The following is a 12,043-nucleotide window of genomic DNA, read 5'->3' as shown; positions in this document are numbered from 1 at the left end:
TTTCTGAATTGTTTGCGGGCGATTGTGCCCCCGCCGCGCAGACCGGGCAATTATGAAAATGACGAATCGGTGGAACGATATTCCGCAACACCTTCTTGTTCAAAGCACGCTCTCTAGGTAATATACGGTATACGATTTCTGGATTGTGGCAAATCATGGATCAGCTCACGCAGACCTTCGGATGGGACAACTCCGACGCGCTCAAGGAATGCTTCCGGCGCAGCGGCGCGACGGAGCCGCTGCGGGCCTGCATCGGGCCGCTGCCGCTGTCGGGCGCGGTGATCGTGCGCTGGACCGCCGACGACGCCGATACCGCGATCCGTTCCATCGTGCCCCATCCCGACAGCTACCGCATCGCCATCCAGCTGGAACCACAGCAATCGGAAGTCTGGAACGACAGCGCCCCGGTCTGGAGCGGCGTCATCGGCGCCAACCGTTTTCGCGTCTGCATGCCGGGCGCCCAGGGCCGCTGGCTGCGCCTGAGCGGCTGCGACATCGTCAACATCTTCGTCCCGACGGCAACCGTGCGGTCCATGGCGGCAAGTTGCGGCCAGAGCCTTTCCACACTGTCGAGCAACTGGATCGCGCCGGATCGGGTGGTCATGGACCTGACCCTGAAGCTGCTCGACGCCGACACCCTGGCCGGCGACTGGGCGCCGCAATTCCGCGACCACCTGACATCGGCACTTGTGGCATATTTGCTACAGCAGCACGCGCAGCTGCCCGCCGCCTCCGCCACCAGCAGCCTGGCGGGTTCGCGCCTGCAAAAGATCTTGACCTACATGGCCGAGCGGCTGGCCGAGGAAATCGCCGTGGTGGACATGGCCGAGGCCTGCGCGATGAGCGCATCCCACTTCTCGCGCGAATTCCACAAATCGGTCGGCATGCCGCCGCACCAATACCTGATGAAGCTGCGCATCGAGCGCGCGCGCGAGCTCCTGGTCGGCGGCGACGCCCGCATCATCGACGTTGCGCTCGACCTGGGCTTCTCCAACGCCAGCCATTTCTCCCGCGCCTTCGCGCGCCGCTACGGCGTGGCGCCGGCGGCCTTCCGCCAGCTGGCGCGCGATGTGCAGACCGAGGCGTGCAGCGTCGCAGATTGAAGCGTTTTTGTGTTACTTCCGCAGGATTTGACGCGCAGGCAGGTCTTGAAAATTTCAAGATCGTAGTTGCCAGCTTTTATAAGTCGTCAAAAAGGGAGACACAACAATATGTTCCAAATGACTCGCATCCACCGCGCCGTCCTGCTCGCATTGGGCGGCGCGGCCATCACCTCCACCCTGCCCGCTCTCGCCCAGGAGCAGGAAGCGGCAACGGAAATCCAGCGCGTGACCGTGACCGGCTCGTCCATCAAGCGCATCGCCGGCGAATCCGCGCTGCCGGTCACGATCATGAAGGCCGATGAATTCGTCAGCAAGGGCATGACCACGATCGAGGAAGTGCTGTCCTCGGTGTCCGCCAACCAGCAGACCACCGTCGGCAGCACCAGCATCGGCTTCGACGGCGGCGGCAAGTCGTCGGCCAATCTGCGCGGCCTCGGCGACGACCGCACGCTGGTGCTGCTCAACGGCCGGCGCCTGGCCAACCATCCCTTCGACGGCAGCAGCGTCGACCTGAACGCCATTCCGTTCGCGGCGCTGGACCGGGTAGAGATCCTGCGCGACGGCGCCTCGCACATCTACGGCACCGATGCGGTGGCCGGCGTGATCAACTTCATCACCAAGCGCTCGTTCACCGGCGTGTCGGCCACCGCCGAAGCCGTCATTCCGCAACAGACCGGCGGACGCGAAAAGCGCGGCAACGTCACCGCCGGCTTCGGCGACCTGCAAAAGGATGGCTACAATATCTTTGGCGTGCTCGACTACCACGACCAGGGCCGGGTGCGTTCGATCGACCGGCCGTACTCGTCCACCGGCATCCAACCGGCATACGGCATCAACAAGACCAGCGGCACCACCTTCCCCGCCAACTTCTTTTCCGCCAAGGGCATCACCGGCAACCCACGCTATGCGAGCGGCTGCTTTGCGCCGAACACGGTGCCGCAAGCCGGCAATGGCAGCACCGACATGGGCACCTGCCGGCAGGACTATGCGCGCCTGGTCGACGATATTCCGGATACCAAGCAGACCACCGCCTATGTCAAGGGCGCGCTGCGTTTCGGCGCCTATGGCCTGGCCACGCTGGACTACCTGCACTCGGAAAGCGAGAACATCAGCCGCATCGCACCGCCGCCCTTGACCGGACTGAAAATGCACGCCGATAACAAGTGGTATCCGGGCGCGGCGGGCGGCACGCCCGCCGTGAGCGGCCTCACCGGCGAAGACCTGACGATCAGCTGGCGTCCGCTGGAGGCGGGACAGCGGACCTCGAAGAACCTCGGCGTGTCCGACCGCGTGGTGCTCAACCTGGAAGGCTCGGCCTACGGATGGGACCTGACGGGCGGCGCCAGCTACGCGCAAACGCGGGTCACCCAGGATTTCACCAGCGGCTATGTGAAAGACGCCCTGATCCAGCCGGGCATCAGCGCCGGCACGCTCAACCCGTTCGGCGCGCAAGACGCCCAGGGAGCGGCCTACCTGCAAGGCGCGCTGTTGACCGGCAACGCCTTGAACGCCAAGGCGAAAAACACCAGCGTCGACGCGCGCGCAACGCGCGAGCTGATGGCGCTGCCCGGCGGCGCCCTGGCGCTGGCGATCGGCGCCGAACATCGCACGGAGAATTCCACCTACACCGTCAACCACGCGATCGTCGACCAGGCCGCGATCTATCGCGCCACCGCCCTGTTTGGCGTGAAGGACCAGGACGCCTCGCGCTCGCTGTCGGCCGTGTACGCGGAGCTCGTCGCGCCGCTCCACAAGACGCTGGAACTGCAACTGGCCGCCCGCTCGGACCGGTATAGCGACGCCGGCAGCACCTTCAATCCCAAGCTCGGCATCCGCTTCCAGCCGCTGAAACAGGTGATGCTGCGCGCATCGGCCAATACCGGTTTCCGCGCGCCGAGCTTGTACGAAATGCACTCGCCAGTCTACGACACCAATACCGCGGGCGCCTACGACGATCCGCAACTGTGCCCCGGCAGCGTGGCCAAGGCCGGCGTCAATCCGCTCACGGCATGCCACGCCATCCAGCCCGGCAGGAGCGGCGGCAACCCCGAACTGCACCCCGAGAAGTCGCGCTCGTATTCCTTCGGCGTGGTGTTCGAGCCGGTGAAGGACCTGACCGCGTCGCTCGACTACTGGCACATCAAAGTCACCGACGGCATCGGCGCGGCGTTGACCGAGGCCGAGCTGTTCGCCGATCCGGAAAAATACCGCGACCGCTTCCACTACAACGCCAGCGGCACGGCGCTCGAGTACGTCAACCTGTCCTCGCTGGCCAACCTGGGCGTTCGCAAGAGCAGCGGCATCGACCTGACGCTGCAGTACCGCTTCCCGCAGACGCCGATAGGCTGGTTCGACACCTGGGTCAACGGCACCTACGTCACCAGCAATGTGTGGCAGACCACGCCGGACGTCGATCCATTCGAAAGCATCGGCGTGTACAACGGCGCCACACGCTGGAAACACAATCTCGCGCTGCGCTGGATGAACGGCGCCTGGAGCTCGACGCTGTCACAACGCTATACCTCCGGCTACGTGGACCAGAACGCGGTGGCGGCGCAATACCAGCGCGATGTCTCCGCCAATTCGGTGTGGACGCTGTCGGGCGCCTACACCGGCTTCAAGAACACCACCGTGACCGCGGGCATCAAGAACCTGCTGAACAGCGATCCACCCTTCTCCAACCAGAACGCCAACCCGCAGACCGGCTACGATCCGCGCCTGTCCGATCCGATCGGCCGCGCCTACTATGTTCGATTGACCTACAAATTCCAATGAAAACCAAACTATTCAATCCGGCTAAGGCACTGGCCGCGATCGCCGTCGCGGCGGGCCTGGCGGCCTGCGCGCATGTCGACCTGATCCGGACGCCGCCGTCGAGTTTCGGCTTCGATCCCTTCTATGCCAAATATGCCGACGCCCAGGGCATACCGATCACCGGCTCCAGCCAGGTGCCGGACGTGGCGATACTGGCGGCGCGCGACATCGTGATATCGATGCTGGCGTACCGTCCCGACATCCGCGACGAGCTGGCGCGCCAAGGCGCCCGCGTCGGCGTCATGGCGATCACGGAAAATACCACCGACCTGCCGGAACAGCGCGACTGGAAAAAGCCGGCGATCGACGACCCCAGGCTGACCAAGTGCGAGGTGCGCGATTACGCCAAGACGATAGGCCAGATGACGGACCGCCAATATTGGGATGCGCGTTCGCGCGGCATGGGCGGCTTGTACACCACGGGCGCCGCCGAGAACATCATGGGCGTGCCGAAGACGCGCTACTACGGAGAGAACATCCTGGTGCACGAGTTTTCGCACAACATCATGAACGCGCTGCGCACCATCGATCCGCAGCTGATCGCGCGCCTTGCAAGCTCCTATGCCCACGCCAGGGAAAAGCGCCTGTGGCAAGGCGCCTACATGGCCAATACCCTGGAAGAGTACTGGGCCGAGGGCACGCAGTTCTGGTTCAATTCCAACAAGGCCTACATCACCGACACGCTGACCGTGGTCAACGACCAGCACTTGCAGGCCCACGATCCGGAGCTGTACGCCATCCTGGCGGAAGTCTATGGCGGCAACCACCATATCGCAGCCGACGTGTTCTACATGCACGCGGCCCGCATGGACAGCGCCCGCGTATCGCTGGACAATTCAGGCAAGGCCAGGAACGACTGCTACTCCTGACGCCCCGCCCCGCTCAAAGCTTGAATTCCCGCCGCAGATCTTCCAGCGTCGAGGCAATGTGGTCGTGCATCATGGCGGCGACCACATTGCCCTTACCCTGCGACCACAGCTTCAGCATGGCCAGATGCTCCTTGTGCGCCCGGCCCTCGCGGCCGGCGGGCTCCAGGTGCTTGCGCACATAGCGTTCGGAAATGATATTGAGGCGTTCGAGCATCTGGATGGTCAGCGGGCGGCCGAGCGGCCGCACCAGCGACATGTGGAAATCGCGGTTGAGACCGCCCACCATGTCCCTGTTCGAGACCATCGCCTCATCCAGCGCGTCCAGCGCGCGCTTGGCCGCGGCCTTGTCCTGCGGCGTGGCCAACCGGCTCGCCTCGCCGACCGAATCGGGTTCCAGTTTCAGGCGCAGCGCGTAGACTTCTTCCGCTTCCTCGGCGCTCAAAGGCCGCACGAAGTAGCCGCGATTGGGATGGGATACCAGCAGGCTTTCCTGCTCAAGGCGCACCAGGGCTTCCCGCAGGGGGATCTTGCTCACGCCCAGTTCGGCGGCCAAGGCATCCTGGCGGATGGAAGCGTCGGGCGCAATCCGGCCGGCGATGATGCGCTCGCGTATCAGCGTGAAGATTTGTTCGGAGAGTGTTCGGACTACAAGGCTCATGCTCCAGCAACCATGCGAATAAAGTATACGAATTATACGCACAAAAAAAAATCCGGCCGCCTCCCGCAAGAAGGCGGCCGGATCGTCAGCAACGCTTATTTGAAGCTGTAGTCCAGGCTGACATACACATAGCGGCCGCGCGGATCGCCCCAACTGTCGTTGTAGCCCAGCGATGAGCCCGGGTCGAAGGCCGGATCGCGGTTGAACACGTTGTTGGCGCCGACACGGATCACCGTGTTCTTGATGCCCGAATACGCCAGCGATGCGTCCAGCGTGGCGATGGCGGGAATCCTCCGGCCCTTGGCATAGAAGTCATACCATTGGTTCTGCACCGCCGATGGTGAACGATCGACCTTGGTGCCGGCCACGTACTTGACGATGCCGGTGCCGCTCCACGCGCCCAGGTCCCAGTTCATGCCGACGTTGGCCAGCACGCGCGGATTGCCGTATTCGCCGCTATCGCACGAGGTGTTGTTCGGACAGTTGATGTAGACGTTGTCGGCCAACAGCACCGTGTCGTAGCGCAGCGTGTAGGTGGCGTCGCCGAACACCTTGATGCGGCCCAGCTGCTCGGTGCGGAAGGTGTAGGACGCTTCCAGGTCGATGCCGGCGGTGTGCGACTCGAAGCGGTTGACCCAGCCAGTCTGGATGCTGGACAGCTCGCCGCGCAAAGGCCCCAGCCGCGCCCGGTCGGCCGCCGACAGCGTCGCGTAGGCCGCGATATCGTCGGCGGTGACGGCTTTGCGCGCCACGCTCGACTTGTAGGCGCCATCTTCATTATCGAGCACCGTCGTGGTATCGAGGATGTCGATCTTGTTTTTCCACTTGATGTCGTAATAGGTCAGGCCGAAGGTCAGGTCCTTGATGGGTTCGATGACGAAGCCGATGTTGTACTGATTCGACTTCTCCGGCTGCAAGCCCTTGGTGCCGACGTTGGAGGCCTTGACCTGGCGGCTGCAGTAGGCATCGAAATACTCATCGCCCTCGACGCAGCGGTGCGGGTCCTTGGTCTGGAAGAAGGCGTCGCGGCCCTGGCTGAAGCGCTGCGGCAGCGACGGCGCCACCATGCCGGTGCTGTAGTTCGCGCGCACCATGATCTCCTTGCTCGGTTTCCACTTCACGCCGAACTTGGGATTGGTGGTGGCGCCGGCCAGCTCATATTTATCGTGGCGCACGGCGGCCTGGGCCTCCAGCGTCTTCAGCAATGGCAAGCTCAGCTCGGCATACACGGCAGACAATTTTTCCGAACCCGAGATCGGCGGCAGCACCGCGTACTGGCCCAGCAAGCCTTGTTGCCAGTCCTGCGACGGCGTGTACGACAGCGAATTCTTGCGCAGTTCGGAACCAATCGAGACGCCGATCTTCCCGCCCGGCAGCTCGCCGAATTCGGTGCCGGCCTGCACTTTGATGGAATCGGTTTTGCTGCGGGTCTTCACGTACATGTCGCCCGACAACTCCCTGATCAAGGCGTCCGAATTGCTGTTGACGCCGAAGGGATTGAAGCGGCCGTCGTCGACCGCCTGGTTCAATGCCTCCAGCTTGTAGGCACCCCGGTATTCGGTGCGGCCGCGCTCCTCGCCGTGCGACAAGGTCGCCGACCAGTCCCAGCCGCCCAACTCTCCCTTGAGGCCGGTCAGCAGCCAGAGGTTGTCGACGTTGGTCTTGATGCCGCCCTCGTAGACCGGGAAATCGCGCCGCACCGTGACCGGCTTGCCGTAGGTGTTGAAGGGATTCGAGGCCGGGATGACCAGGTTGTTGCGGTTGCGGCCCTGCAGCCACGACGATTGGCCGACGATGCGCTTGTCGAAGTTGGTGAAGAAGGCGTTGGCGAACAAGCTCAGGTCCGGGGCGATATCCCAGTTCAGCGCGGCGGTCGCGCCGGCGCGGCGCGACGGCTTGACCAGGTCGGTGAATTCCGCCGTCGCCGACAGGCAGCCGTTGCGGGTCGGCGAAGGGAACCATTCGGCGCCGCTCGGATACGGCAGCTTGGAACCGGGCAGGCATCCCGGGTCGGCAAAGCGGTTGCCGCCGACCGACAGCGTGCCGGCGTCGGTGCCGTGGGCGCCGTAGACGTTGGCGTATTGCAGGCCGCCGCTGGCGCCGAAGTCGATGTGGTTGGCCCAGTCGCGGTCGGTGCCCTTGATGCGCTTGGTGTCCTCATACATCGCGGCGTAGGTCAGGTTGAATTTCTGCGTGGCGCGGTCGCCGTAGCCGCCGGCCACCGACAGCTTGCGCACATCGCCGCCGCCCAGCGTGGTGGCGCCGTAGCTGGTGCTCAGGTCCACGCCCTGGTAATTCTGGCGCATGATGAAGTTGATCACGCCGCCCACCGCATCGGTGCCGTAGATCGCCGAGGCGCCGTCCTTGAGCACCTCGATGCGCTCGATCGCCGCCAGCGGCAGCATGTTCAAGTCCACCGAGGTGAAGCCGTTGGAGTCGTCCGAACCGGACACCGGCAGGCGGTTGCCGTTCAACAGGATCAGGGTCGGCATGCCGCGCAGGCTGGCCGAGGTGGCGCCGTTGCGGAAGTCGTTGCCGTTGGTGAAATCGCGGCCGTTGCCGCCGACCGACGGCAGGTTGCGCAACACGTCCAGCACCGAGGTCGCGCCCGAGCGCTTGATGTCTTCCTTGGTGATCAGGGTCATCGGCGAGACGCCCTCTTGCGCAATGCGTTTGATATTACTGCCGGTGATTTCCACCCGCTCCATCTTGGCGTCCGGCTTGGGCGCCTCCTCCAGCTGCGCGTGCGCCAAGCCGTGGGCCGACAACAAGGCCAGCGCCAACTTCACCCAGCGCACACAAATTTTCTCCTGAAACATATTACTCGTCTCCTAGTGATGACGTCCCCCATCGAGCGTGGAGGATCGTTGCAATGAAACTGCCGGTTTGCTTCGATGGCGTGTGTCAACAGACTATCGAATCGCAACAGAGCTTACGTGGCTCGGCTGAGGACGTCTTGGTAGTCTCAACGCTGGAAACGAACGAAATCGGCACAACCGCGACCAAAACGAACATGGCTCCCGAAGGAGCCATGTGGTCAAATCACTGTCTGGACAGGCTTGAGGCGACTAGCCGGTATGCTCTTCCATTTGCTTGGCCGCGTACATGGCCTGGTCGGCGTAGCGCATCAGCTGCTCGATGTCGGCGCCGTGTTCCGGATAGTGCGCGACCCCGACGCTGGCGGTGATCGCCAGGCCCAGGCCGGTGGCCAGCAACATCGGCGCCGCCAACACCTGGTGGATCTTGTCGACGATCTGCAAGGCGTCGTCGGCCACCAGCACTTCTTCCACGATGACGACGAACTCGTCCCCGCCGAGGCGCGCCACGGTGTCGGATTCGCGCACACAATGCTTGAGCCGGTGCGCCACTTCGCGCAGCAGCAGGTCGCCGCAGGCATGGCCGTGCTCGTCGTTGATCTGCTTGAACTTGTTCAGGTCGATAAACAGCAGGGCCAGCCGGCATTGGTGGCGCTGGGCGCGCGCCACCGCCATCTGCAGGCGGTCGAGGAACAGCCGGCGATTGGGCAGCTGAGTCAGTTCATCATGCTGGGCCATGAAGCGCAGCCTGGAATGCAGCTGCTTGCGCTGGATCGCCGTGGCCACCTGGTGCGATACAAACATCAACAATTCCCGGTCCTGGTCGGTATAGCGGGCATGGTCCGGCTGGTCGCCGCTTTGCAACATCAGCACGCCGATATGGCCCTGGCCGGTGGTCAGCGGCACGCCCAGCCAGCAATCCGGCAGCACGGCCGCCGCCTGCAAGGCCGGTGGCAGCGCGGCCGCCGTGGCCGGTGTCAGCAGCACCGCCTGTCCGCTGCGCAGCACTTCCTCCCCCAGCCAGCAGGCCAGTGGATGCGGCTCGGTGCGGCCATGGGCGTTGACGTGATAGGAGAATTCCACGCAGCCGCCCTTGTCGCTGCGCAGTGCGACCGAGAAGCCGGGCGCCGGCAGCATGGCGCCGATGATCTGGTGGATGTGCTCGAACAGGGCCGGCAGGTCGTCGCTGGCGTGGGCCGCCTCCGAGATCGCGTACAGCGCCGATTGCATCGTTTCGGCCTGCTTGGCGGCCGTGATATCGCGCGCCACGGCCACCCGTAGTTGGTCGCTCTCGGACCAGCGCGCCGACCACATGATGTGGACGATCTTGCCGTCCTTGCGGACGTAGCGGTTTTCAAAGTGGGCGGTGGGCTGGCCGTCCATGATGGCGCGCGCCGCCGACAGGGTGCGTTCGCGGTCGGCCGGCGCCACCAGGTCGATCATCTGCATGCCGATCATTTCCCGAGCGGCATAGCCGAAGATGCGTTCACAGGCGGCGCTGACAAACACGAAGCGGCCCTCGGCGTCGACCATGCAGACGGCGTCCATGAGCAAGTCGGTAAAGCGGGCGATCTTGGCGGCAAGAAATTTTCCCATGGTAGTCAATTTTAGTCCCGATTGGCGCAATCAAGCTGTTTGCCCGCAGATTGTGACTGAAGACCAACAACATCCCCTCCCGCAGGCGTACTAGGCAATTGTGCCTAGTCACTATGGAAAATGCGATCTTGATCTGTATCAATGAAATTCGCGGACCACAAGAACATTATGCAGCTCTGTTCCGAAAATTTCTTACCAGCAGGCAAACCACGAGGACTCGCATGATGAACAAGGACAAAAAAACAACAGCAGCAGATGCGCGCGTCGCCGGACGCCGCCAATTCCTGAACACGGCGGCACTGGTCGGCATCGGCGGCCTGGCCGCCTGCGGCGACAAGCCGGCCAGCGCCGGCGCGGCGGCCTCGGCTTCCGCTTCGGCCAGCGCGGCGGCCCACGGCGGCGCGGCCAACGCCACCCATCTGAAGCCGGGCGAGCTCGACACCTACTACGGCCTGTGGAGCGGCGGCCACACCGGCGACATGCGCGTGCTGGGCCTGCCTTCGGGCCGCGAGATCCACCGCATCCCCTGCTTCGTGCCGGACGCGCTGGTCGGCTGGGGCATCACCAACGAGTCCAAGAAAGTCATGGGCACCAAGCCCGACGGCAGCCTGAAGTACACGGTGGCCGACACCCACCACACCCACGCCTCCTACACCGATGGCAACTACGACGGCCGCTACGCCTGGATCAACGACAAGATCAACGCCCGCATCGCCCGCATCCGCCTCGACTACTTCATCTGCGACAAGATCACCGACCTGCCCAATGTGCAGGGCTTCCACGGCATCTTCCCCGACAAGCGCGACCCGGTCGACGAAAAGATCAACCACACCACCCGCGTGTTCTGCGGCGGCGAGTTCGCCATTCCGCTGCCCAACACCGGCACCGAGGACGGCAGCAAATACCGCGCGCTGTTCAGCTGCGTCGACGCCGAGAGCATGGAGGTGCGCTGGCAGGTGCTGATCGACGGCAACTGCGACCTGGTCGCCACCAGCTACGACGGCAAGCTCGCCGCCACCAACCAGTACAACACCGAGATGGGCGTGCACTACGAGGACATGATGTCCGCCGAGCGCGACGCCTGCCTGTTCTTCAACGTCGCCCGCGTCGAGGCGGCCGTCAAGGCCGGCAAGTTCAAGACCATCGGCGACTCCAAGGTGCCCGTGGTCGACGGCACCCAGGCCGCCAACAAGGACCCGAAAACCGCGCTGACGGCCTACGTCTCGGTGCCGAAGAACCCGCACGGCGTCAACGCCAGCCCGGACGGCAAGTACTTCATCTGCTCCGGCAAGCTGTCGCCGACCGGCACCGTGATCGAACTGAGCCGCGTGCTGGACTGGTTCGATGGCAAGCTGGAAAAACTCGACAGCGCCATCGTCGCCGAAGTCGAACTCGGCCTGGGCCCTCTGCATACTGCCTTCGACGACCGCGGCAACGCCTTCACCACGCTGTTCCTCGACAGCCAGGTGGTCAAATGGAACGTCGACGCCGCGATCAAGTTCCACAAGGGCGACAAGACCGCCAAATACGTGATCGACCGCCTCGACGTGCAATACCAGCCGGGCCACCTGAACGCCTCCCACTCGGAAACCAAGGCCGCCGACGGCAAATACCTGGCGGTCGGCTGCAAATTCTCCAAGGACCGCTTCCTGCCGGTCGGCCCGCTGCATCCGGAGAACGAGCAGTTCATCGACATCTCCGGCGAGAAGATGGTGCTGCTGGCCGACCACCCGGTGCGCGGCGAGCCGCACGACTTCATCATCTTCAAGCGCGAGCTGGTCCATCCGAAGCAGATCTATGCGCTGGACGATTTCCCGCTGGCGACCAAGGACCCCAAGGATTCCGGCGTGGTCCGCAACGGCAAGAAGGTGACCGTGCGCATGACCTCGCAGGCGCCCGCCTTCAGCCTGCGCGAGTTCAAGCTGAAGAAGGGTGACGAGGTGACGCTGATCCTGACCAACCTCGACAAGGTGGAAGACTTGACGCACGGCTTCGCCATTCCGAAGTACAACGTCAACTTCATCGTCAACCCGCAGGAAACCGCCTCGGTCAGCTTCATCGCCGACAAGCCGGGTGTGTTCTGGTGCTATTGCACCCACTTCTGCCACGCGCTGCACCTGGAAATGCGCACGCGCATGATCGTCGAAGGCTAAGCGCCGAGAGCAGCACCAGCGCGCCCCGTGCGGG

General features: G+C 63.9%; 7 protein-coding genes. 4 read left to right on the top strand and 3 right to left on the bottom strand.

The features are described 5' to 3' along the window. Positions 1-155: 155 nt before the first annotated feature. The 3 genes from KVP70_RS26735 to KVP70_RS26725 all read left to right on the top strand — a co-directional run bounded on the left by KVP70_RS26735 (position 156) and on the right by KVP70_RS26725 (position 4,786). Complete coding sequence (locus KVP70_RS26735) at positions 156-1,103, top strand: helix-turn-helix domain-containing protein (protein WP_217945450.1); 948 nt, start codon at positions 156-158, stop codon at positions 1,101-1,103. A 108-nt stretch (positions 1,104-1,211) separates the two neighbouring features. Continuing rightward, on the top strand, positions 1,212-3,878 hold the full coding sequence (locus KVP70_RS26730) for a TonB-dependent receptor (protein WP_229225115.1): 2,667 nt from the start codon (positions 1,212-1,214) through the stop codon (positions 3,876-3,878). Next, on the top strand, positions 3,875-4,786 hold the full coding sequence (locus KVP70_RS26725) for a hypothetical protein (RefSeq protein WP_217945449.1): 912 nt from the start codon (positions 3,875-3,877) through the stop codon (positions 4,784-4,786). Before KVP70_RS26730 ends, KVP70_RS26725 begins: the two co-directional genes overlap by 4 nt. A gap of 13 nt (positions 4,787-4,799) precedes the next feature. On the opposite strand, the gene KVP70_RS26720 is transcribed toward KVP70_RS26725, so the two are convergent. The 3 genes from KVP70_RS26720 to KVP70_RS26710 form a co-directional block, all read right to left on the bottom strand. Beyond that, the gene (locus tag KVP70_RS26720) at positions 4,800-5,444 is read right to left on the bottom strand and encodes a GntR family transcriptional regulator (RefSeq protein ID WP_217945448.1); all 645 of its coding nucleotides are present in this window, start codon (positions 5,442-5,444) and stop codon (positions 4,800-4,802) included. A 95-nt stretch (positions 5,445-5,539) separates the two neighbouring features. Beyond that, positions 5,540-8,263, bottom strand: a complete 2,724-nt coding sequence (locus KVP70_RS26715; RefSeq protein WP_217945447.1) for a TonB-dependent receptor — start codon at positions 8,261-8,263, stop codon at positions 5,540-5,542. Positions 8,264-8,512: 249 nt separating this feature from the next. After that, entirely contained in the window at positions 8,513-9,856 is a 1,344-nt protein-coding gene (locus tag KVP70_RS26710) for a diguanylate cyclase domain-containing protein (RefSeq protein WP_229225114.1), read from the bottom strand. Between the two features lie 221 nt (positions 9,857-10,077). Between KVP70_RS26710 and nosZ the strand changes: the two genes are divergently transcribed. Continuing rightward, on the top strand, positions 10,078-12,009 hold the full coding sequence (gene nosZ / locus KVP70_RS26705; RefSeq protein ID WP_217945446.1) for a TAT-dependent nitrous-oxide reductase: 1,932 nt from the start codon (positions 10,078-10,080) through the stop codon (positions 12,007-12,009). Positions 12,010-12,043: the final 34 nt, after the last annotated feature.

The sequence above is a fragment of the Duganella violaceipulchra genome (assembly GCF_019166075.1).
Classification (GTDB): Bacteria; Pseudomonadota; Gammaproteobacteria; order Burkholderiales; family Burkholderiaceae_D; genus Rugamonas; species Rugamonas violaceipulchra.
This window is presented reverse-complemented; position numbering and strand designations above follow the sequence as displayed.

What these genes read in the sequence shown, in the direction of transcription:
- KVP70_RS26725 (WP_217945449.1), top strand. Translation starts at nt 3,875, where the DNA reads ATGAAAACCAAACTATTCAATCCGGCTAAGGCACTGGCCGCGATCGCC.
- KVP70_RS26735 (WP_217945450.1), top strand. Translation starts at nt 156, where the DNA reads ATGGATCAGCTCACGCAGACCTTCGGATGGGACAACTCCGACGCGCTC.
- KVP70_RS26730 (WP_229225115.1), top strand. Translation starts at nt 1,212, where the DNA reads ATGTTCCAAATGACTCGCATCCACCGCGCCGTCCTGCTCGCATTGGGC.
- nosZ (WP_217945446.1), top strand. Translation starts at nt 10,078, where the DNA reads ATGATGAACAAGGACAAAAAAACAACAGCAGCAGATGCGCGCGTCGCC.
- KVP70_RS26715 (WP_217945447.1), bottom strand. Translation starts at nt 8,263, where the DNA reads ATGTTTCAGGAGAAAATTTGTGTGCGCTGGGTGAAGTTGGCGCTGGCC.
- KVP70_RS26710 (WP_229225114.1), bottom strand. Translation starts at nt 9,856, where the DNA reads ATGGGAAAATTTCTTGCCGCCAAGATCGCCCGCTTTACCGACTTGCTC.
- KVP70_RS26720 (WP_217945448.1), bottom strand. Translation starts at nt 5,444, where the DNA reads ATGAGCCTTGTAGTCCGAACACTCTCCGAACAAATCTTCACGCTGATA.